Genomic DNA, 21,551 nt, shown 5'->3' on the forward strand with positions numbered 1-21,551 from the left:
ATGGTCGTGATTAACACAATCTTAATCATCGTTAACGGCTGGCGACGCCCACCGCTCGCGCGGCTCGAAAGTCATGGGGCAGTAGGTCGAAATTGGTCTCTAAACATACGGAAGGTCAGTTTCGTACCTGAAACGTTCCATTAACCAGTTCCGTGATTGGCTGGGTCGGATTCTGCGGGGGGAACCTCGCCGTCGCAGCGGATGCCCGGATAGCAGCAATGTCGTTTTCTCTTGGACAGGTCGACTGGATGCCCTCGCCATCGTTGGTTCCACAGGATGGGCCGATCGATTTCGACCATCTCCATCGCATGACACTCGGCGATGACGGTCTTGAACGGGAGGTTTTGGCAATGTTCGCCGGTCAAGCCGCCGAGCTCGTCGCCTCGCTGGCGCAACTTCCGCCGAATGCCGCGATCCTGGCGCACAAACTGAAGGGCTCCGCGCGGGCGATAGGCGCCATTCACGTCGCCGCTGCCGCCGCCGACCTGGAAACCGCGCTTCGCAAGGGTGCCGATCCGGCCGAGCCGCGGGTTACGCTGAATGACACCGTCAATCAGGTTTGCCAGGCAATTGATGCGATCCTGCGGCGCTCCTGAGGCCACGGGCGAATTCCTGCGAGTGCGCCTTTTTGCGCCGACCGCTGGCGTTGGCCCGATCGTTTCGTTATAGGACAGCCGAACTTCCTCATTACCAGTAATCTGTTCGGCAACACGGCACCCTATGACCAAGATCAACTTTGTCGACCATTCCGGCGAAACCCGCACTGTTGACGTCGATAACGGCGCGACCGTCATGGAAGCTGCAATCCGTAACGCCGTTCCCGGCATTGAGGCCGAATGCGGCGGCGCCTGCGCCTGCGCCACCTGTCACGTCTATATCGACGACGCGTGGGCCGAGAAGGTCGGCAAACCGACGCCGATGGAAGAGGATATGCTCGACTTCGGCTACGATGTGCGGCCGAATTCGCGATTGTCCTGCCAGATCAAGGTAAGCGACGAACTCGAAGGCCTCGTGGTTACGGTACCGGAACGGCAGGCTTAAGTGCGTCGCATAGCCGACTGACGCCCGCCCACAAAGCCGCATCTGGCGTGACGCTGGCCGGACGCGGTGCAGGCGCCGCGACAGTTTATGGCTTTCCTCAAACCGGCCGGTTGGTTATAGCGAAGCGAATTTGATAAGCGTTCGCGGGAAGAAACGCGTCAGGAATATCCAGGCAGCGGCGCGGCCGTCCTGCTGGCCCGCGCAAAGGTTTCAACGGAAAAAGAAGCTGACATGAGCGAAGCGATCAAGACGGATGTGCTGATTATCGGTGCGGGCCCCTGCGGACTGTTTGCCGTGTTCGAACTGGGGCTGCTCGACATGAAGGTGCATCTTGTCGACATCCTCGACAAGATCGGTGGGCAGTGCGCCGAGCTTTATCCGGAGAAGCCGATCTACGACATTCCCGGTATTCCGTTGGTGACCGGTCAAGGGCTCACCGAAGCCCTGCTGGAGCAGATCAAGCCGTTCAACCCGACGTTCCATCTCAACGAGATGGTGGAGAGCATCGAGAAAATCGGCGATCCCGGATTCCGCGTCACCACCGACGCTGGCCAGGTGTTCGAGTGCAAGGTCGTCGTAGTGTCCGCGGGCGGCGGCTCGTTCCAGCCGAAACGGCCGCCGGTGCCCGGCATCGAGGCTTATGAAAACACTTCCGTGTTCTATGCGGTGCGCAAGATGGAGCAATTCCGCGACAAGGAGATTCTGATCGTCGGAGGCGGCGACTCCGCGCTCGACTGGACGCTCAACCTGCACCCGCTGGCGAAGCGCATGACGCTACTGCATCGTCGCGACGATTTTCGCGCGGCGCCTCATAGCGTCGAGCAAATGCGCAAGCTGGTCGCCGACGGCAAAATGGATTTGAAGATCGGTCAGGTCACGGCTCTGGAAGGCGCGGACGGAAAACTCTCCGGCGCGCAGGTGAAGGGGAGCGACAATGCGATGTCGACGGTCAGTTGCGATACCATGCTGCCGTTCTTCGGTCTGACCATGAAGCTCGGCCCGGTCGCCAACTGGGGCCTTCATCTTGAGAACAATCTGGTCCCGGTGGAAACCGCGTCGTTCGAGACCAACGTGCCCGGCATCTTCGCGATCGGTGACATCAACACCTATCCCGGCAAGCTGAAGCTCATCCTCTCGGGCTTCCACGAGGGCGCGCTGATGGCGCAGAAGGCGCATCGCTACGTCTATCCGGACAAGCGGCTGGTGTTCCAGTACACCACCTCGTCGTCGAGCCTGCAGAAGAAGCTCGGGGTGAATTGAGACCGGATGTTCTCGCCGACTTGATCCGGCGTTTCATCGCGGCGACCTCAAATTTCGATCAAGAATCCTGCTGCCTGTCCGGTGGCGCGATAGCCTCTGGGCCCGTGTGGAACCAGGCGCGGTATCTAGCGTTTTACGTTGGTACCGAGCTTCCAGCGGGTTGGGGTAATGCATACTTTCGCGGAATTAATCGCTCGAGGTAGAGCTCGTGGCTCACGCTCGCAGGGACTTCGGGTCCGGCTGCGTGAAGCGACGGCTACAGCGCATCAATCGTTGGACGCGCGGATAGCCGCCTCCAACTTGACTAGCCTCGCATGCTATCGGCATTTTCTTGAAGCGACCGCAGCGGCCTTGATCCCGCTCGAAGCAGCGCTCGAAGACTCCAATGTGAACGCGGTTGTCAAGGATTGGCAGGAGCGTGCGCGTACTCAAGCGATCCGCAGTGATCTCGCGCGGATCGGGGGACAAGTCCTGCCGCTTCCGTCGGTTAAGCGCTTGAGCCACGCCGAGACACTCGGTGTGCTTTACGTTCTGGAGGGCTCGCGGCTTGGCGCCAGATATCTGTTGCGCACCGTGAGCGCATCGTCCGATCCGATGGTGGCAAATGCAACAGCCTATCTCGGCCATGGCTCAGTGTCGTTGTGGCAGACTTTCCTTGCGGTACTCAATCGGAAGAGCCGCATAGCCGATGAGGCGGGCGCGGTCGCCGGCTCGATCATGGCTTTCAATCTGTTCGGCAGGGCGTTCGCGCGCCCATGAACATCGAGGTCGATCTTACAAATTGCGATCGCGAGCCGATCCATATTCCTGGCAGCGTCCAGCCATTCGGCTTTTTGCTCGCGTTGTTGCCCGATTTCACCATCAGCATAGCTTCCGAAAGTGTGAAGCAGCACCTCGGAATCGCCGCTGGCGAATTGTTGCAGTGTCCCGTCGACGACATCCTGCTGGAGTCGGCGGTGAAGTCGATCCGCGAGCGGATTGATTTTCTCTCAGGCCCGGACGCTGTCGAGCGTATGTTCGGTATTCCACTCATGCCGGATGGGCCGCCATTCGATCTGGCGGTTCATTTCTCTGGCGTCTACTTCGTGATCGAGGCAGAGCCGAGCATCGTTGAACCGGGCGTAAATTCCGGCGAGCTCGTTCGCCTGATGCTGGCGCGTATCCGCAAGAGGCGCACCACCACAGAGCTTGCACAGGAGGCGGCGCGGCAGCTTCGGGTTCTGACCGGCTTCGATCGCGTCATGGTGTACCGCTTCCATTTCGACGGCTCCGGCGAGGTAATCGCCGAAGCCGCGACCTCCGGCCTGGAGTCCTTCCTCGGCCTGCACTACCCGGCTTCGGACATTCCGAAGCAGGCGCGGCTGCTCTATCAGCGCAACTGGCTGCGGATCATCGCCGACATCAATGAAAAGCCCGCGCCGCTGCAATCGCTGCCGATGCATACCAATCCGCTCGACCTGTCGATGAGCGTCCTGCGTTCGGTCTCTCCGATCCACATCGAATATTTGCGCAACATGGGCGTCGGCGCCTCGATGTCGGTCTCGATCCTACGCGAGGGCAAGCTGTGGGGGCTCTTCGCATGCCACCACTATTCGCCGAGGCACATTTCCTTCGAGCGGCGGACCGCTTCCGAATTATTCGGTCAGATGTTTTCGTGGATACTTGAGGGACAAATCCGCGAAGAGGACGTCGCCTACGAGAGCAAGGCGCAGCAAATCCAGGAGCGGTTGATGGAGGCGGCGGCGACGCACGCCCATAGCAAGCGCGCGGTGCTGGATTTCATGCCCGAGTATCGCAAGATGATCGCATGCGACGGGATCGCCGTGTGGTCGGAGGGAGAGATCACGCTCGATGGTGAGACACCGCGGGAGAACGAGGTCAAGGATCTCGTAGCATTTATCAATCGCACCTCGCCGGGACGGATATTCGCCACCGCCGAGATAGGCAAAGTTTACGCCGCCGGCGAGTCGTTTCGCGACCGGGCCGCGGGCTTTCTCGCCATTCCGCTGTCGCGGACCCCGCGCGACTGCCTGCTCTTCTTCCGCCGGGAAATCCAGCAGTCGGTGAATTGGGCGGGCGATCCCAACAAATCTTATCAGGAGGGACCGCACGGGCCCCGGCTAACACCGCGCAAAAGTTTCGAGCTCTGGCAAGAAGTCGTGCGCGGTCAGTCCAAACCCTGGACGTCAGCCGATCTTCATATCGCGGAAAGCCTTCGGGTCACGCTGCTCGAGGTGATCCTGCAACTTGCCGATCTCGCAGCGCGGGAGCGCCGTAACGCGCAGGAGCGGCAGGAATTGATGATTGCAGAACTCAATCATCGCGTCCGCAACATTCTGAGCCTGGTGCGCGGGCTGGTTGCCCAGAGCAAGACCACGGCCGTCAGCATCGAGGAATTTGCCGGCGTGCTCGGCGGCCGCATCCAGGCACTGGCGCGCGCTCACGACCAGATCACCAATCTCAACTGGGCGCCGGTCGCATTGCGGTCGCTGGTGGAGTCGGAAGCGGGCGCTTATCTCGGAGCGCGCGCCGACCGGATCGAGATGAAGGGGCCTGAGGTCGCTCTGGATCCCAAGGCGTTTGCGGCGCTGGCGCTGGTCGTCCACGAGATGATGACCAACTCGGCCAAGTATGGCGCGCTGGCTGACTCGGTCGGCCGGGTCGAAATCATCTGGAATATTGATGATCAGTCGGGTCTTGTGATCAATTGGAAGGAAAGCGGCGGCCCGCCGGTCCAGCCTCCATCGCGCCGCGGCTTCGGTACCACCATCATCGAGCGCTCGATTCCCTTCGACCTCAAAGGCGACGCAGAGATCCATTTTGACTTGTTCGGCGTTCAGGCTCGCTTTGTCATCCCGCCCAACTTTATCGAGTGGGTGCCGTCTCTGGCGAACGCGTCGGAGCGGATTGAAGCAAAAAAGCAGGAGGCGCCCCGCATCTCCGACACGGCTTTGATCGTGGAGGACAATCTCATCATCGCAATGAGCGGCGAGGTGATCCTTCTTGAACTCGGCGCTCGCCACGTGAATACGGCGGCCTCAGTCGCTCAGGCGTTGAACTCAATTGAACGCACCAAACCGAGCTTCGCGTTGCTTGATCTCAATCTCGGCAACGAGAATAGTATTCCGGTTGGCATGAAGCTGCAGGAATTGAATGTGCCATTCATCTTCGCCACCGGTTACGGCGAGCGCGCGCCAATACCGGCTGAACTCGGCAGCGTGCCGGTGATCCAGAAGCCCTACACCCGAGAGGTGGTCGAAGCCGCGCTTGCAAACATGGCGTGCGCAGGCTGACTATTGCTGCATCGGTGCGGGTGGGGTTGCCGCTGGTGGGGTGAGTGCCGGCGACGTCGGCAACGCCAATGGCGGCAGCGGTTCGCCTGTCACGTTGCTCCCGTCGACGGCGTTGAGATGCAGTTGCGCCTCGGCCGCCGGCAGCGCGGCGTCCGCCATCGCGGCATGACCCTCGGCGGTCGGATGGATCGCGCCGCCATACACTGCGGAGAGCAGTCCCCATGTCGCGTCATGGATGTCGGACGGCTGCATCGATGAGGACTGCGCCTGCGGGTAGGTCATCGCGGTGAAGTAGCTGTCGTTGGCGTCGCGGATCCAGCGCGCGCGGGGCAGATAGGCGCGGAACGCGCTTGCCTCACGGCCGCAGGCGAGAGGCTGCTGCGGCGCCTCGACGATGTTGCTGACGAAGCTGTTGCCTTGGGGCGAGAAACATTCGCGGTCGAATTCGGGATCGCTGCCGGCGCGCGCGCAAAACCCGTGATCGGCGAAAGCCGCCTGATGCGCCTCGACGAAGGTCATGCGGTCGCCGGCGGGATCGCGGCAGATCACGCCGGACTGGCACAAGGCGAGGGCTTTCAGCCGCGGCAGGAATTCATTTTGAACGTAGCCGGTGACCGCGGCGAGCCGCCCGGGATCGGCATTGAATGACGGATGCACGTCGAAGCCCGCTTTGCCGCCGGTGCAGGGCGCGCCGCCGTTCGCCAGCGCTGGGTTGGCATAGGAGACGAACACCGCCCGCGACAGGTCGTTATCTAACAGTGGCTTCAATGCTGCGCGCAGCCGGGCAAAGGATTGCGGCAGGTCGCGCACGAGGCTCGATTGTGAATCGTCGACCGATCCGATCAGGCCGCCGCGCCTGAACAGCGCGCGTTCGGTTGCCGCATCCACGATGACGTCGGACACGAGGCCGGAGAAATTGATGTCGTTGGCGCCGATGGTCATCAGCACGAGATCGAGCCTGCGGTCGGGCTGGCGGTGCCTCGCAGCCGCGAGCGCTTCGCGCAGCTGGGCGATCTGGCCGTTGACGGTGCCCTGGCACTTGGCCGACGACTTCGAGGTCAGGCATTCGCGCGCACGCTGCGAACCCAGCATCCCGTCGGGAATGCTGGCGCCGGTGCAGGCCAGCGGCAGATAGGTTACCGCGATGTGCGTATAGCGTACCGCGAGTGCGAGTGCGGTGCGGGCCTGGTAGCTGTAAAGCGAGCGATGGCAGGCCGCGTTCATCCACAGCGCGCCGTATTGTTGCCAGGTCTGTAGCGAGCCGGAGGTGCCGCAGGCTCGGCCGCCCTTGTAGCCGGCGCGGCTCGGCCGGTAAAATTCGTCCGCCGCGCCGCCGAGATAGGAGCGGAAGCAAAAGCCTTCGTCCGACAGCGCAACAGGGCGATCCGGGTTGCCTTCACCGGAAGCGATGGAGTCGCCGAGGCCGGCGACCAGGATGTCGCGCACCTTGATCTGCGTCATCAGGCGCTGCGGTGCGTCGCTGCCGCTCGTGACATCGACGGTGGCATTGGTGGCGCGGCCATAGCGGGCGCGGAAGTCGATCGGCTCGGCGCAGTCCTGCGTCGTGGCGCGGGGGCCATCGCCATCATCGAACGACCAGGCGCAGACGGCGCCGACCGGGACCGCGCCGGTCAGGCGCACGGTGACCGGATGCTCCGTCGGCGTCAGATAGCTTTCCTTGATCTTGTCGCGCGTGCAGGGCTCGCTGATGTGTCCCCCGAGATCGATGCAAAGACGGTTCACGGCGTTGCGAGCCCAGCCGCGGCCGTCGCTTTGCAGTTCCAGCGCCTGCTCAGCAGCGAGAATGCTCTGGTTGCCGGCAGCGGCGACATGGATCTGGAAATCCCGCTCCTCCCGGAACAGTCGGAAGCGACTACGGACCTCCCAGGAAATCTGCATTCCGCCGGCAGCCTGATCCTGGATTGGAGCGGTGGGGTCGGCCGGGGCGTTGCCCGTGGAAAGCGGCTGCGCGGCGATTTGCTGCGCGGCAAGGCTACCAAGAAATGTGAGGGCAATACCGACCAGGAACGAGGCGTGGGCGCGGAGCATGAATGGTTTTGACGTGACAGTTTTGGCGGAAATAAGAGCGGAGAGGAAGTCGCCGGCTCAGTCCTGCACGACCGGCGACTTGGCCGCCCGTGGCGATGCCGCCTCATCCGGCGGGCCATCACTGTTGCCGTTACCGTGGTCGTCGTTAGCGCCGTTGTCACCGATAACGTCGCTGTTGCCGTTGCCGTTGATCCTGCGGCGGTGCTGCCAAGGCTGCACCACGTTGAGCCAGAGTTCGCGGGTGCCCATGATGGTGATGGCAATGGCGAACGGAATCATGAAATAGAGAATCCGGAATACCAGCAGCGTCGCCAGCAACTGCTCCTTGCCGAACTGCGGCAGCGCCACCAACATTGCCGCGTCGAACACGCCGAGGCTTCCCGGCGCATGACTGGCGAAGCCGAGCAGGGTGGCCAGAATGAAAACGACCGCCACCGACACGAAATCAATGTCCGGATGCGTGGGCATCAACAGATACATTGCCAATGCACAGAATCCGAGATCGACGACTCCTATCAGGATCTGCACGAAGGTCAGCGGCGCGGACGGCAGCACGACCTTCCAGCCGTTCTGCCCGAGTTCGCGGCGGTTACGACCGGTGATGATCCAGGCGAGATAGATTGCGATGCCGCCGAGGCAGCCGAATGCGATCAGGCGGTTGACTGACGGCGGCAGCAGGTCCATCGCGCTCGCCGCCCAGGGATGCCAGGCCATGCCGATGCCGAGCACGAACAGGTTGCCGAGCCAGAACGTCAGCCCGGAGATAAAACAGATCTTTGCGACGTCGATGGCGTTCAACCCATAGTCCGAATAGATCCGAAACCGGATCGCGCCGCCGGTAAACACCGTCGCGCCGACGTTGTGGCCGATGGTGTAGCTCGTGAAGGCTGCGAGCGCCGCGACGCGATAGGGGATGTGATCCTTGCCGATCGTCCGCACCGCGAAGAAATCATAAAAGGTCAGGGTGCAGAATGCCCCGACGACGCAAAGCGCGGCCAAGGCGATCTCGGAGGGCGACTTTTCCGTCAGCGCGACCAGGATAACACCGGAGTCGACGCCCTTAAGGGTGTGGATAAGAGTCGTGATCGCGAAAGCGATGATGACGAAGCTCGCAACGACACCAAGCCGTTTCCAGCCGATCCATTCCTTGAAGCCGCGCTGCAGCGCGGTCAGCAGCCGTTGCATTCGTCCTCCCGCTAGCGCCCCGATTCCGAAGGTCCTATGGCCTTGTGGAAACATCCAATGCGAATTTCGAAATCAAGGGACACTAGTAATCTCACTATTCCGGTGTGGTTTGATTTCAGAAGACGCCGCTCGACGGCCTCGTCGGGACAATGACGCCAAATTCTGACCACCACACCAGGTCACGATACGTTTCGAGCCGATTGCGGAGAGGAAGGCAAGCGGCTGTTCCGTCTCTCATACGCGAAAAACTCATAAGACAAAACGGGGCGTTTGACGGTCGCTATCAGGCCTGAACGCGGCGGCGCCTTCATCGGTTGAAAAAAGTCAGGACACATCCCCGCTGCGCGCGTCCGCAGCGGCGAAAGTGAGTTGACGATGCATATAGGCATAAGACGCCCCGTGTTCCATCGCCGGTTAGGAAGTTCTTGCAGACGACATCATCAAAGCCCCGACAGCTCCTTATGCGTCGGATGTATGACATCGCTTATTACGCGAGGGAAACAATTTGTGAAGCTGGTGCTGAACTTGTGCATGGCCGCTTCGCAGTGCACTGGCGAGCCGGTGCGAATCGAATCCGGATCGATCACCCCTTCCTGCTCAGGACAGCCAGGACGGAATGCCAGCACACGATGAGCTTGTGCCGGGGACTTAGCGACTCGGAAGTGTCATGCAATGGACGTTTTGAGAGTCAGGTCTTGCGCAGCGTGAAGTAAGCGCCGCAGAAGGCCATTGCCGCGCCAAGGCCGAGCACGGCAAGGCCAGTTATGAAACTCGAGACGGTCGGCGCGGTGCTGGGCGCCGAGGCGGCCTGTCCCGCGCCCGCCAGAAACAGTACGGCGACTACGATCAGGAACTGCCGGAGCCGCTGCTGAATGCGGTTGGACGCTGCGCTATGCATCAGCGTCGCGACAAAATAGCTGCCGGAGAAGCTGGCCGTTGCGACCAGCCACCATGCGATCGCGGCACCCGCAGGCATGAACTCCTTGGCATCGGAACGCCAGAGCCCACCGAGGTCGAGACCAATCTGAGCGCCCAGCATGTGCACGGCGAGAGCGAGCAATATGCCGGACACCATTGCCCCGCCGACGATCAAGTGGCGCGGAAAATAAGCGGTTTCAGCCATGAGGGTTTTCTATAGCGTTTTCGAGCGAAGTGAAATCCGGTTCGCGTGAAGAAAACGCCTCAAATCAAAAAGCTTAAGTCTTTCGCTGTTTTCGTGAAGCGGTGAAAGACTCTAGGATAAAAACTGCACGTCGAGCAAGAGAACGCACCGCTGTGCGAAGGGTACCGATTGTGTCGCCGCCACCAGAGATACCGCCGCCTGGCGTTGGATACGCTTATAGAGCCTCGCTGATCGGCTCAGCGCATCGGTTCGCGTTGGAGGATGACGGGATATCGTGGCGCGTTGGCCGCCGGACGGGAAGATGGCGCTATGCGGACGTCGCTGCCTTGCGCATGTCCTACCGGCCGATGTCGATGCAGTCGCACCGATTCCGGACCGAGATCAGCCATCGGGACGGCGGATGCATCATCGTGATGTCCACCACCTGGCGGACTTTGGCGCTGATGGATGCGCAGGACAAGGACTACAGCACGTTCATCGTCGAACTGCACCGACGGCTTGCAGCGCATGGCGCGCGCACCATGCTCGTTGGCGGCCTGAACCCGGTGCTTTATTTTGCGGGCGCGGGCGTGTTGACGCTGCTGTCCGTAGCGATGGCAGCCCTGCTGGTGCGGGCGATGGTGACAGGCGAATGGGCCGGCGCCCTGTTCATCGTCGGTCTGTCTGCGCTTTTTGGTTGGCAGATCGGCCGTTTCATGCACCGCAACAGACCGCGTGCCTACACATTCAATGCGTTGCCGCGGGAGTTGCTGCCGTAAACTGACGCTGTTCCTCGCTTTTGATGCTCAATGTCGCACGACCAACACCGAGCAACTGGCATAACGCACCACATAGCCGGCATTGGAGCCAAGAAAGTAGGTCTTCATCGCCGGCCGATGCGAAGCCATCACGATCAGGTCGGCGTCGACGGCCTGGGATTCCTCAAGAATCTCATGATAGACGCTGTTGCCCTGCCGCACCACGCTGGAAATGCGCGACGGTTCGATGCCCACCTCGCGTGCGACGATTGCCAGCGCCTCCTGGGACGACTGACGCTGCAGCATGTCGAAATCCGCCGGCACGTATTCGGTGAGCATCACCGGCGTCATGTGCAGCACGTTCAGTAGCCTGATGGTTCCGTTCGAGGTTTGCGACAACAACACCGCGGTTGCAACCGCGGGCTTGGCGAGATCGGTGTTGGTAAGATCGATCGGCACGAGAATGGATTTGAACATCGGGTGTCCTCCATCATGCCCAGTCCCCGCGTCGAATCCTGTCTTCCTCAGGGGCTGACTCAAGGGCAGCTTGCCATGCTGCGTGCCATACAAGCATATCATGAAAGCGATGCGGAGTCGGATGAAAGGCCGAACTGTCAGGCTTCCTTCAGCAGTTTCGGGCTGACGTACCGGACGAGTTGTCCGCCACCGAATGTGATGCTGTCCCAGCGATCGACGGCGAAGTCGATGACGGCAAGACCCGACGTCGGCAGGTTGTCGGCCAGCGCCGCACGTCCGGCTGCGTCACCGCCGCCGATCAGACGAAGCGCGAGGTCGTGCATGCCGGGATTGTGCCCGACGATCATGAGGCGCTCAGGATCCGGGCCGGCGGAACGAATAATTGTCAGGAGTTGCGCCGGCTCGGCGCCGTATAGCTCCGGCAGGTGCTCGACAAGTCCCGGAGCCATTTGATCCGAAAACTTTTGCCGAACGATGTCCCAGGTCTCGCGTGCCCGCACAGCGGTCGAGATCAACGCGAGATCCGGCAGCAGTGATCGCTCGGTGAAAAGCCACGCGCCGATTTCGGCGGCGTCGTTGCGGCCGCGCGCGGCAAGCGGGCGGTCCCGATCGCTTCCACTGGGCGAGTCGCGTTCGGTTTTCGCGTGTCGAAGCAGCAAAAGGCGGCGCATGACGCTGGCTCGATTCGAGGTTAAGCATGACCCGGAACGCGGGGTAGGGCCGGCTTAGTCTACAACCTTGCACGGGACAAGGTCACAGGGGTAGTGGTAGGAAACGTCATGATTTCGGATAACATAGTTGCGGCCGATGGTCCCGGTGACGCGGAGTCTGCGGCGCAGCGGCGCGAGCAACTGACTTTCGATCTCGACGTTGAAATCTGCGTCGTCGGCGGCGGCCTGGCCGGCCTCACTGTGGCGCTGGAGGCGGCACGGACAGGCGCAAGCGTCGTCGTGCTCGAGGGCCGCCATGTCGGCTGGAGTGCGTCCGGCCATCATCTCGGCACGGCGATGCCTGGCTACGGACTTCCGCTTTCCGATCTGATCGCGCGCGTCGGTTTCGATGATGCCTACGAACTCTGGTCGCTGTCTCAGCAGGGCGCTGATTATGTTCGCGCCCATGCCGCTGAAGATGTCATTCCGGGACTAGGACTCACGGAAGGCGCGCTCGAGGTTTCCAATGTCGATGCCGGCGAGCGGCTCATCAGCCAACTGCAAATGCTAAGCGAGGATTTTGCGACCGAGGCAGAGGGATGGCAGATCGACCGCGTCCGCGACACCTTACGCACCGACCGGTATTTTCACGCGGTGCATTATCCGCGAGCGTTCCAGATCGACGGTCGCAAATATGTTCACGGCCTCGCGGAGCTCGCGCGTAAGGCCGGTGCTCGCATCTTCGAAGGGACGCCGGTGGTTAGCATCGATTCGTCCGGGATTCGGAAACGCATTACGACGCCGCGGGCGCGGCTGCGGGCTTCCAACGTCGTGCTTGCGGGCAATGTCCATCTTGGCGAAGCGTTGCGGCGATTGTCCGATACGCTGGTGCCGGTCTGGCGGTATGCCGCCGTCACTTCGCCGTTGGGCGAGCGGCTCGCCGAGGTGATGAGGTTTCAGGGCTCTGTCATCGACACTGACGGGATCGATCATTTTCGGATCGTTGATGGCGACAGGCTGATGTGGGCGAGCCCGGAAACGACCTGGGAGGCGCGGCCGGAGCGCCATGCCGGGGGGATCTGCAAGCGCATCCGTACCACCTTCCCGCAACTCGGTACTGTCGAGATCGCGAAGGCTTTCTGTGGTGCGGTCGGTCAGACCGTGCACGGTATGCCGCAGGTCGGCCAATTACGGCCTGGACTGTGGGTTGCGAGCGGCTTCGGCCGGCAGGGGCTGAATACCTCGGCGATGGCTGGGCAACTGATCGCCCGCGGCATGCTGGAAGGAGACGACCGCTGGCGGTTGTTTGCGCCGTTCGAACTCGTATGGGCGGGCGGAATGACCGGACGCGCGGCAGGCTATGCGATCAGCATGGCCATGCAAGCGCGATCCGCCGCCGCCGGCACGCTGGCGCGCTATCGCGAGCGGGCGCGGCAGGCGCGGCTGAATGCGGCCAATCGCCAGACGGGATCGCGTCCGCGGCGATCCGCGGCTCATCATGCGCTGGCGCCAAATGATTCCGGGGAAACAGGAGCGGGCGGCTCTTCAACCTCGCCCCGCTAATGGGAGGAAGCCAAACGCTTCCGGAAACCACCTCGCAAGAACGTGAGAACATTCCCGACACGTCCGTGTAACTTTGCCCAGGTCGTCCCGTATGAGATGCAAGGTGAATCGGTTCTCGCTTGCACGGAGACAACCATGATTGATCGCCGCATCCTGCTCGCATCCGCCGCCGGTCTCGCGGGCCTGTTCGGCCTCCGCTGGTCGGGGAGAGAATCCGCTTGGGCGACGGGGACGAAGGTCTCGCGAAAGTTCGAGATCGAAAAGACCGATGCCGAATGGCGGGCGCAACTTACGCCGCAGCAGTATCACATCCTGCGTGAGCACGGCACCGAGCCACCTTTCTCCAGTCCCTTGCTCAAGGAGCATCGCAAGGGCACATTCGCCTGTGCCGGTTGTGGCCTGCCGCTTTATTCGTCCGAGACGAAATTCGAAAGCGGTACCGGCTGGCCGAGCTTCTGGAAGCCGCTCGACAACGCGGTCGGAAAATCTACCGACACAACGCTTGGCATGGCGAGGACCGAAGTGCATTGCCGTCGCTGCGGCGGCCATCTCGGCCATGTCTTCGACGACGGGCCGAAACCCACGGGCCTGCGATACTGCATGGACGGGTTGGCGCTCGTCTTCCATCCTGCTTCGCCATCGGCGACGTAAAGTTCGTTTGCTTCATCCCCGGATGGAGATCGTGATGGCCGGGCTCGGCCCGGCACTCCTTCATATCTTTCATATCTTCCGAAGACAGCGAACCGGACCCCTCGCAAAAAGTAGCCCCGATCGCTCGCCACCGCGAGGCGCTTCCCGGCAAGAGTTGCCGAGCAAGGCAAGAATGCCCCGGGCTTTGAAGCCGGAGCTCTATGCTAACTTGCTGAAATAATTTGTCTCTTCCGTTGGCATGGAGCTTGCGATGTCGTTTGCCGGCCGCGGCGAATTTTGACCCGCGTTTTGGGCCGCCGCCTGGATCGAGTTGGAGACGACGTATGGGTATTTTCGACGCACTGAATACTTCGGTCGGCGGTTTGCAGGCACAGTCCTTTGCACTTCAGAATATCTCCGGCAACATCGCGAACTCCCAGACCACAGGCTATAAGGGTATCACCACCGCCTTCGTTGACCTGATCCCGGATTCGACCACCCCCAATCGCCAGGTTGCCGGCGGCGTAACCGCCTATGCGACGCCAACCATCAGCAGTCAGGGAACGGTGTCCGCCTCGACGGTTGGCACTTACATGGCGATAAACGGCGATGGCTTCTTCAACGTCCAGGCGCCGACGGGACGGGTCGACAACCAGCCGCAGTTTTCCGGCGTGACTTACTACACGCGGCGCGGCGATTTTCAGGTCGATGCTTACGGCCATCTGGTCAATAGCGCTGGCTACTATCTGATGGGCGTGACGGTCGATCCCAGGACCGGCAACCCGCTCGGCAATGTGCCGCAGGTGCTGAAATTCCAGAATAGCTTCGTTCCTGCGCAAGCCACGACGACGGTGCAATACGCCGCCAATCTTCCGGCGGTGCCGAGAACGCTGTCGAGCGCGACCGCGCCGGTCGGGAGCATTACGGCGGCCGGCGGATTGAACCCGTCCGACTTCACGACCAATTTCAATCCCCTTGTGGTCGGCACACCGGCCCCGCCCTATACCGACAACACCATAACTGGGTCGCCGGCGACCAATCAGCAGACGCCTGCGGTCGCGATCTCCAGCGCGACGCTTTTGTCGGGCACGGCGCCGAGCGACTCGTTGCCGGGCGGATTCGCGGTCGGTGACACCATCACCGTGAACGGCACCACGATCACCTTCACCGACGCCAGCACCGCGTTGCCGCCGGGCGCGCAGGATGCGACCCATGTCCGCATCGACGACACCGTCGGTGATCTGCTGAGCAAGATCGGCGCGATCACCGGCCAGGCTCCGACGATCAATGCCGGCACCGGCGCAATCACCCTGCATACTGGCACCGCGCAGGACCTCTCGGTGACGAGCGCAGCCGCGGGCTGGACGGCAATGGGCTTCGGCGCGACAACCAACGTAGCGCGCGGGGGCGGCGGCACGCCCGGGGCTGGCGTGGTGATCGCCAACGACCAGACAATCTTCCAGCAGCAATCGATCAGCGGCGGCGCGGTTACGGCCTATGATGCGACCGGGACGGCGGTGAACCTGCAATTGCGCTGGGCCAAGACCGACAGCGCTTCGCTCGGCGCCGGGCATTCCGATACCTGGAACCTGTTCTATCAGGCCAATCCGAACGCCACCGGCACGCAAGCGGCGTGGATCAACGTCGGCACCAATTTCACCTTCGGCACCAACGGCCAGCTTTCAAGCCCGGTCGGGTCGTCCGTCACCATTCCCAGCGTCAGTGTCGGGTCCCAGTCGCTCGGCAATCTCACGCTGAATATCGGCTCCGGCGGTCTGACCCAGTACGCCAGCAGCGGCGGCAACGCCACCATCAATGCGATCAACCAGAACGGCTACGCCGCCGGACAGCTACAGTCGGTTGCCGTCAACAATGACGGCGTTGTGGTCGGCACCTTCTCGAATGGGCAGAACCTGTCTCTCGCGCAGGTGTCGCTGTCGCACTTCAACGGCACCAACTACCTCAAGGCGCTCGACGGCGGGGCCTATGCGGTGACAGACGAGTCGGGGCCTGCAATCGCGGGTGCGGCAGGGCACATCAGCGGCTCGTCGCTCGAAGGCTCCAACACCGATATCGCCGACGAGTTCACCAAGCTTATCGTGACCCAGCAAGCTTATTCGGCGAATACGAAAGTCATCACCACCGCGAACAGCATGGTTCAGGATCTTCTGAACGTGCTGCGATAGAGCATGATCCCAAAAAGTGGGAACCGGTTTTCGGACAAGATCATGCTCAGTCGAATGAATAGAACAGAGTTTGATTCAACGCAGTTGAATCGGACTCTGGTCACGACGCGGATTGATCCGGTTTCGAGGCGGGCAAAAAGATGAGTTTGAGTTCGGCCCTCTCCATCGCGATGTCCGGCTTGCGCGCCAACCAGGCCGCTCTGTCGATCGTGTCCGGCAACGTCGCCAACGCGAACACGCCAGGCTACGTCGCGCAGACGCTGGTGCAGGACCAGATCGTTACCGGCAGCACCGGTTCCGGCGTCCGCATTATCGGCGTCAACCGCACGCTTGACGCCTATGTCCAGTCGCAGTTGCGCACGGAAAATGCCGGCAGCGCTTATGCAAATCAGATCGCCGGAGTGCTCGGCCAGTTGCAGAACGTCTATGGCACCCCCGGCAACGATGGAACGCTGGAGGCGGCCTATAACAGGTTCACCTCGGCATTACAGGCGCTGTCGGCGAGTTCAGGCAATCCTGCGGCGCAGTCGTCGGTGCTGAACGCCGCGCAGGCGCTGGCGCAACAGCTCAACGCGACCACCAGCGGCATTCAGACGCTGCGATCCAATGCCGAACAGGACCTGTCTGTGTCGGTCTCTCAGGCCAACGCGGCGATGCAACAAATCGCGCAGCTCAATCAGAAGCTGCAAAGCTTGAGTGCTCAGGACCCGGCGGCCGCGACGCTGATGGATCAGCGCGACGCTGCAATCGATCAGCTTTCAAGGTTGATGGACATCCGTGTGTCGACGGACGGCGTCAATCAGACCTCGGTATTCACCACGTCTGGCATCCAGCTCGTCGGCGGTGTGTACGCTTCAACGCTGACGTTCAACGCGCAGTCCTCGCTTACCGCGAACTCGCGATGGAGCGCGGATCCCGCGCAGTCGAGCGTCGGCACCATCATCTGCCAGCTCCCGAACGGCGCGAAGATGGACATGATCGCCTTGCAAGGCATCAACTCCGGCCAGATCGCCGCCGATGTGCAGTTGCGTGACAAGATTCTGGTGCAGGCGCAGAACCAGGTGGACCAGATGGCGGCGACGCTCGCCAGCGCATTGTCGGACGTCACCACGAGCGGCGCGCCGGTGGCCGGACCGCCATCGGGATTCGACACCAGTCTCTCCAGCGTGCTGCCGGGCAACGCATTCAACGTTACCTACACCGACTCCAGCAACGTCTCGCACACCGTCACCGTGGTGCGGGTGGACGACCCAACCGCGCTGCCGATTCCGAACACGGCCTCGAATCCAAACGACAGGGTGATCGGCGTCGATTTCTCGGGCGGGCTCGCCTCGATCGTGTCGCAACTGAATGCGCAACTAGGAGCTACGTCGCATCTGACGTTTTCCGCTTCCGGGTCGCAGTTGCGGGTGGTTGACGACGGTTCGGGTGCATCGACCGTGACCGCGGCATCGACTACGACGACGGTGCAGTCGCTGACCTCGGGCAGTCCGCAACTGCCTTTCTTCACCGACCGTGCCTCGCTCTATACCGGCGCGATCACAGGCACCGCGTCGCAGATCACCGGGCTGGCGGGGCGCATTCAGGTCAACGCAGCGCTGCTTGCCGATCCCTCGAAGCTCACGGTCTACAACACCTCGCCGCTGACTCCCGCCGGCGACACCACGCGCTCCGATTTCATTTTCGACCGGTTGACGTCAGCCACTTTCACATACTCTCCAAGCACCGGCCTTGGCGCGGCCGCCGCGCCGTTTCAGGGTACATTGCCATCGTTCCTGCAGCAGTTCGTCAGCTTGCAGAGCGGCACGGCGACAACAGCGAAGCAGGTCGCGCAAGGTCAGGACATCGTCGTCAATACTTTGCAGGAGAAGTTCGACGCCAAGTCCGGAGTGAACATGGATACCGAAATGTCCAATCTGATCGCGTTGCAGAATTCCTATGCGGCGAATGCACATGTGATGACCGTGGTGCAGAGCATGATGCAGACGCTGCTGCAGGCATAATTGTAACGACGGCGTAAAGGCGGTTCGCATGGCGATCAACGGAATCAGCTTCGGCAACACCATCCTTGGCGGCTCGATCCAGAACCTGAAGACGCAGATGGCCGATCTGCAAAACCAACTCACAAGCGGCAAGCGTGCGACCACCTACTCGGGCATGGGCGCCAACGAAGGCTTTGCGATCGCGGCGCGCGCGCAACTGTCGAACATCTCCGCGTATACCGACACCATGATGAAGATCAACACCAACATCGGAGTTGCCAATACGGCGCTGCAGGCACTCTCCAACATCGGTACGCAGTTGCAAAATGCCGCGAACAGCGGATCGCAGGTGCTGAACAGCGCCGGACAGACCGCAGGCCAGCAGACCGCGGTCGCGCAATTTTCGTCAGTGGTCGGCATCCTGAATACGCAAGCCGGCGACCGCTACATCTTTTCCGGCAGCACAATCTATACTCAGCCGGTGGCCGCGTCGGATCTCATCCTGAACGGCAATGGGGCCGGGCAGGCGGGGTTGAAGCAGGTCATCTCCGAGCGCAACCAGGCCGACCTCGGTACCGGCGGCCTTGGCCGTCTCAACATTTCCTCGCCGACCGCGACGTCGGTGTCAGTTGCGGAGGATGCATCGCCTTCAGTTTACGGCATGAAACTGCAATCGGTGTCGTCGTCACTGACAGGGGCCACCGTCACAGGTCCGGCCGGAGCGCCGCCCGCCATTTCAATCGATCTCGGTGCCACCAACCCGGCCGACGGCGACGCGGTGAGCTTCACCTTCAATCTTCCGGACGGCACCAGCGAGACAGTGCAACTGACGGCCTCCAGCGCAGTCCCGACGCCTGCCGGCAGCTTTGCGATCGGCGCGACGCCTGCCGCAACCGCTGCCAATCTCAACGCCGCACTGACGAGCTCGGTCGGAACGCTGGCAAAGACATCGCTGGTCGCGGCCTCCGCTATCCGCGCGACGCATGATTTCTTTGATCAGCCACCGCAGCGCGTCGACATTACGCCGCCCGCGACGCTTGCGACCGCCACGGCCGCGGTGAACGGCACCGCCGCCGATACCGTACAGTGGTACACCGGCGACGCCGGAGCCGGGTCGGCGCGCGCAACCTCGACCGTGCGGGTCGATCCTTCGGTGACGGTGCAGTATGGCATGCGCGCGAACGAGGACGCCATCCGCTCGCTGATGGAATCCGTTGCGGTTCTCGCGGCGGTGACGACATCGCCGACCGATCCGAACGCGACCGACCAGATTTCGGCGCTCAACTCGCGCGTTGCGCAAAATCTGACGATCGCGCCCGGCAGCCAGAATATCCGTGACATCCAGGTCGACCTCGCCAACGCGCAAACCGTGATGAAGGATGCGACCGCGCGGCAGAAACTGACGCAAGCGACCATGCAGAATATCATCGACCAGGCGGAGAATGTCTCCACCGACGAGGTCGCGAGTCAGTTGTTGGCGCTGCAAACCGACCTGCAGGCGTCATACCAGACCACGGCGATGCTCTCGCAGCTCAGCCTGGTAAAATTCATCTGACGTTATTAGTTACGTCCGAAGCAAGATAGCTTCAGCCCTGACGAAGGAACGACAAACCCGTTCCAAAACCCGTCATGGTACGTTACTCATTGGGAATTCCGCGCTGCCGGGACTGGCCCGCCTCCTATGGCGTTTTCGAACGAAAATGCTCTAAGTGGAACTGGAGCGGGCAGGCGCGACGGTTTATCAGCCCATCGGGAAATGCCGGTCAGAAGCCCTTTTGCGCGCGGCAAGGAAGCACGTTTCATGCGCAGCTTTGAGATTGAATTCGTCCTTCGTCATTTTGATGCGCCGTGCACGATGATCGCGTGCGGCGGGGAGCGCGCATCATGAAGCCTGCATCGCGCGACACGCTGCCGGAAGCCGATGAAACGCTCGATCCAGACGACTGGAACAAGCTTCGAGCGGAGGGGCACCGGATGCTCGATGATATGTTCAATCATATAGCCAAGGTTCGCGAGCGCCCGGTATGGCGGCCGATACCGGCGGAAACGCGCGCCCGTTTCCGCGAAGAGCTGCCGCGGGAGGGCGCCGATGTGGCCGACATTTATCGGGAGTTTGCCGAGTACATCGCTCCGTACACCGCCGGGAATGTCCACCCCGGATTCATGGGATGGGTCAACGGCGGCGGCACGGCTGTCGGGATGCTGGCCGAAATGCTGGCGGCGGGGTTGAATACCAATGTCGCGGGCCGCGATCAGATGCCGCTCGAAGTCGAGCGGCAGATCGTTCTGTGGGTCCGGCAGATGTTCGGCTTTCCCGATACCGCGAGCGGCATCTTCGTCACGGGAACGTCGATGGCGAACCTGATGGGAATTCTGGTGGCGCGTTCAGCGCGAATCGGCCCGTCCGTGCGCCAGCGGGGCTTGATGGATCGCGGCGCCGGTCTCATCGCCTATACATCGGTTGCGACGCATGGCTGCATTGCCCAGGCCATGGACCTCGCAGGCTTCGGCACCGACGCCCTGCGGCGGATTCCGGTTGACCGCTGTCATCGCATCGATGCCGATGCGTTGCGTGCGCAGGTCGCCGTCGATCGCGCCGCGGGACTTGAACCATTTCTCGTGATCGGGTCGGCGGGAACAGTCGACATCGGAGCGATTGACGATCTTGCGGCGCTGCATGGCGTGTGCCGCGACGAGAAACTATGGCTGCATATCGACGGCGCATTCGGCGCTCTCGGGGTCTTGTCGCCGGAGATTGCACCTCGCCTCGCAGGAATTGAAAGCGCCGACTCCATTGCTTTCGATTTCCACAAATGGGGACAGGTGCCCTACGACGCGGGCTTCCTTCTCGTTCGCGACGGCGAACAGCACCGCCGCACATTTGCGGCGCCGGTCGCCTATCTGCGCCGGGAAACGCGCGGGCTTGCGGCGGGCTCGCCGTGGCCATGCGACTACGGCCCGGATATGTCCCGCGGCTTTCGCGCGTTGAAGACGTGGTTCACGTTGAAAGCCTACGGCACCGAAAGGCTCGGCGCGATGATCGGCCGGACCTGCGCGCTGGCGCGCTGCTTGGAAGCGCAGATCGCGGCCGAACCAAAACTCGAACTGCTCGCGCCGGTGCAACTCAACATCGTGTGCTTCCGCTATCGGGCCGACGATGCCGACAGGGTCAATGCGGAAATCGTCGCATTGCTGCACGAGTCGGGAATCGCAGCGCCGTCCACGACCATGCTGGACGGTCGGCTCGCGATCCGCGCGGCGATCGTCAATCATCGCACCGGAATGCGCGACATCGAAGCGCTGGTATCAGCGGTGCTGGAATTCGGCGCGCGCGAAACCTGAAGCCGGGATGGCCGCGCGCCCGCGTCGGCGCGT

At 62.0% G+C, this 21,551-nt stretch carries 17 protein-coding genes; 12 read left to right on the plus strand and 5 right to left on the minus strand.

Features of this window, described 5'->3' with window-relative positions; all coding sequences use genetic code 11:
* Nucleotides 1–218: 218 nt before the first annotated feature.
* The 5 genes from GGQ85_RS09090 (at nt 219) to GGQ85_RS09110 (ending at nt 5,594) form a co-directional block, all read left to right on the plus strand.
* Nucleotides 219–596: an Hpt domain-containing protein gene (locus GGQ85_RS09090; RefSeq protein WP_309774217.1), complete on the plus strand. Its 378-nt coding sequence runs from the start codon at nt 219–221 to the stop codon at nt 594–596.
* Between the two features lie 124 nt (nt 597–720).
* Complete coding sequence (locus GGQ85_RS09095) at nt 721–1,041, plus strand: 2Fe-2S iron-sulfur cluster-binding protein (RefSeq protein WP_079446138.1); 321 nt, start codon at nt 721–723, stop codon at nt 1,039–1,041.
* Nucleotides 1,042–1,272: 231 nt separating this feature from the next.
* Nucleotides 1,273–2,301 (plus strand): NAD(P)/FAD-dependent oxidoreductase, encoded by a 1,029-nt coding sequence (locus GGQ85_RS09100; RefSeq protein ID WP_309774220.1) that lies wholly within the window; start codon nt 1,273–1,275, stop codon nt 2,299–2,301.
* 168 nt (nt 2,302–2,469) lie between these two features.
* Nucleotides 2,470–3,060 (plus strand): biliverdin-producing heme oxygenase, encoded by a 591-nt coding sequence (locus GGQ85_RS09105; RefSeq protein WP_309774221.1) that lies wholly within the window; start codon nt 2,470–2,472, stop codon nt 3,058–3,060.
* The gene (locus tag GGQ85_RS09110; RefSeq protein ID WP_309774222.1) at nt 3,057–5,594 is read left to right on the plus strand and encodes an HWE histidine kinase domain-containing protein; all 2,538 of its coding nucleotides are present in this window, start codon (nt 3,057–3,059) and stop codon (nt 5,592–5,594) included. The genes GGQ85_RS09105 and GGQ85_RS09110 overlap by 4 nt, the downstream gene beginning before the upstream one ends.
* Here GGQ85_RS09110 and GGQ85_RS09115 read toward each other — a convergent pair whose 3' ends face one another.
* The 3 genes from GGQ85_RS09115 to GGQ85_RS09125 all read right to left on the minus strand — a co-directional run bounded on the left by GGQ85_RS09115 (nt 5,595) and on the right by GGQ85_RS09125 (nt 9,951).
* Nucleotides 5,595–7,643 carry an SGNH/GDSL hydrolase family protein gene (locus GGQ85_RS09115; RefSeq protein WP_309774223.1) on the minus strand — a complete coding sequence of 683 codons (2,049 nt, stop codon included), beginning with the start codon at nt 7,641–7,643 and terminating at the stop codon, nt 5,595–5,597.
* A gap of 57 nt (nt 7,644–7,700) precedes the next feature.
* Nucleotides 7,701–8,828, minus strand: a complete 1,128-nt coding sequence (locus tag GGQ85_RS09120; protein WP_309774224.1) for a lysylphosphatidylglycerol synthase transmembrane domain-containing protein — start codon at nt 8,826–8,828, stop codon at nt 7,701–7,703.
* Nucleotides 8,829–9,516: 688 nt separating this feature from the next.
* Nucleotides 9,517–9,951: a hypothetical protein gene (locus GGQ85_RS09125; protein WP_079446143.1), complete on the minus strand. Its 435-nt coding sequence runs from the start codon at nt 9,949–9,951 to the stop codon at nt 9,517–9,519.
* 170 nt (nt 9,952–10,121) lie between these two features.
* Between GGQ85_RS09125 and GGQ85_RS09130 the strand changes: the two genes are divergently transcribed.
* On the plus strand, nt 10,122–10,709 hold the full coding sequence (locus GGQ85_RS09130; protein WP_309774226.1) for a hypothetical protein: 588 nt from the start codon (nt 10,122–10,124) through the stop codon (nt 10,707–10,709).
* Nucleotides 10,710–10,736: 27 nt separating this feature from the next.
* On the opposite strand, the gene GGQ85_RS09135 is transcribed toward GGQ85_RS09130, so the two are convergent.
* Nucleotides 10,737–11,165 carry a universal stress protein gene (locus GGQ85_RS09135; protein ID WP_079446144.1) on the minus strand — a complete coding sequence of 143 codons (429 nt, stop codon included), beginning with the start codon at nt 11,163–11,165 and terminating at the stop codon, nt 10,737–10,739.
* A 137-nt stretch (nt 11,166–11,302) separates the two neighbouring features.
* Nucleotides 11,303–11,836, minus strand: a complete 534-nt coding sequence (locus tag GGQ85_RS09140; protein ID WP_309774227.1) for a SixA phosphatase family protein — start codon at nt 11,834–11,836, stop codon at nt 11,303–11,305.
* Between the two features lie 108 nt (nt 11,837–11,944).
* Here GGQ85_RS09140 and GGQ85_RS09145 point away from each other — a divergent pair, with 108 nt between their 5' ends.
* The 6 genes from GGQ85_RS09145 to GGQ85_RS09170 all read left to right on the plus strand — a co-directional run bounded on the left by GGQ85_RS09145 (nt 11,945) and on the right by GGQ85_RS09170 (nt 21,518).
* Nucleotides 11,945–13,378, plus strand: a complete 1,434-nt coding sequence (locus GGQ85_RS09145; protein ID WP_087881118.1) for an NAD(P)/FAD-dependent oxidoreductase — start codon at nt 11,945–11,947, stop codon at nt 13,376–13,378.
* 135 nt (nt 13,379–13,513) lie between these two features.
* Nucleotides 13,514–14,029, plus strand: a complete 516-nt coding sequence (gene msrB / locus GGQ85_RS09150) for a peptide-methionine (R)-S-oxide reductase MsrB (protein WP_309774228.1) — start codon at nt 13,514–13,516, stop codon at nt 14,027–14,029.
* 323 nt (nt 14,030–14,352) lie between these two features.
* The gene (locus tag GGQ85_RS09155) at nt 14,353–16,194 is read left to right on the plus strand and encodes a flagellar hook-basal body complex protein (protein WP_079446146.1); all 1,842 of its coding nucleotides are present in this window, start codon (nt 14,353–14,355) and stop codon (nt 16,192–16,194) included.
* Between the two features lie 140 nt (nt 16,195–16,334).
* Nucleotides 16,335–18,197 (plus strand): flagellar hook-associated protein FlgK, encoded by a 1,863-nt coding sequence (gene flgK, locus GGQ85_RS09160; RefSeq protein WP_309774230.1) that lies wholly within the window; start codon nt 16,335–16,337, stop codon nt 18,195–18,197.
* Nucleotides 18,198–18,225: 28 nt separating this feature from the next.
* Nucleotides 18,226–19,731, plus strand: a complete 1,506-nt coding sequence (locus GGQ85_RS09165; protein WP_309774231.1) for a flagellar biosynthesis protein FlgL — start codon at nt 18,226–18,228, stop codon at nt 19,729–19,731.
* A gap of 329 nt (nt 19,732–20,060) precedes the next feature.
* Nucleotides 20,061–21,518, plus strand: coding sequence for a pyridoxal phosphate-dependent decarboxylase family protein (locus tag GGQ85_RS09170; RefSeq protein WP_309774232.1), 1,458 nt, complete (start codon nt 20,061–20,063; stop codon nt 21,516–21,518).
* Nucleotides 21,519–21,551: the final 33 nt, after the last annotated feature.

The sequence above is a fragment of the Nitrobacter vulgaris genome, assembly GCF_031453995.1.
Taxonomy (GTDB): Bacteria; Pseudomonadota; Alphaproteobacteria; order Rhizobiales; family Xanthobacteraceae; genus Nitrobacter; species Nitrobacter vulgaris.

Bases quoted from the DNA above. Each gene is read 5' to 3' on its own strand.
- GGQ85_RS09170 (WP_309774232.1), top strand. From the start codon at position 20,061: ATGAAGCCTGCATCGCGCGACACGCTGCCGGAAGCCGATGAAACGCTC.
- msrB (WP_309774228.1), top strand. From the start codon at position 13,514: ATGATTGATCGCCGCATCCTGCTCGCATCCGCCGCCGGTCTCGCGGGC.
- flgK (WP_309774230.1), top strand. From the start codon at position 16,335: ATGAGTTTGAGTTCGGCCCTCTCCATCGCGATGTCCGGCTTGCGCGCC.
- GGQ85_RS09135 (WP_079446144.1), bottom strand. From the start codon at position 11,165: ATGTTCAAATCCATTCTCGTGCCGATCGATCTTACCAACACCGATCTC.
- GGQ85_RS09090 (WP_309774217.1), top strand. From the start codon at position 219: ATGTCGTTTTCTCTTGGACAGGTCGACTGGATGCCCTCGCCATCGTTG.
- GGQ85_RS09165 (WP_309774231.1), top strand. From the start codon at position 18,226: ATGGCGATCAACGGAATCAGCTTCGGCAACACCATCCTTGGCGGCTCG.
- GGQ85_RS09095 (WP_079446138.1), top strand. From the start codon at position 721: ATGACCAAGATCAACTTTGTCGACCATTCCGGCGAAACCCGCACTGTT.
- GGQ85_RS09155 (WP_079446146.1), top strand. From the start codon at position 14,353: ATGGGTATTTTCGACGCACTGAATACTTCGGTCGGCGGTTTGCAGGCA.
- GGQ85_RS09120 (WP_309774224.1), bottom strand. From the start codon at position 8,828: ATGCAACGGCTGCTGACCGCGCTGCAGCGCGGCTTCAAGGAATGGATC.
- GGQ85_RS09140 (WP_309774227.1), bottom strand. From the start codon at position 11,836: ATGCGCCGCCTTTTGCTGCTTCGACACGCGAAAACCGAACGCGACTCG.
- GGQ85_RS09105 (WP_309774221.1), top strand. From the start codon at position 2,470: ATGCATACTTTCGCGGAATTAATCGCTCGAGGTAGAGCTCGTGGCTCA.
- GGQ85_RS09125 (WP_079446143.1), bottom strand. From the start codon at position 9,951: ATGGCTGAAACCGCTTATTTTCCGCGCCACTTGATCGTCGGCGGGGCA.
- GGQ85_RS09100 (WP_309774220.1), top strand. From the start codon at position 1,273: ATGAGCGAAGCGATCAAGACGGATGTGCTGATTATCGGTGCGGGCCCC.
- GGQ85_RS09110 (WP_309774222.1), top strand. From the start codon at position 3,057: ATGAACATCGAGGTCGATCTTACAAATTGCGATCGCGAGCCGATCCAT.
- GGQ85_RS09115 (WP_309774223.1), bottom strand. From the start codon at position 7,643: ATGCTCCGCGCCCACGCCTCGTTCCTGGTCGGTATTGCCCTCACATTT.
- GGQ85_RS09145 (WP_087881118.1), top strand. From the start codon at position 11,945: ATGATTTCGGATAACATAGTTGCGGCCGATGGTCCCGGTGACGCGGAG.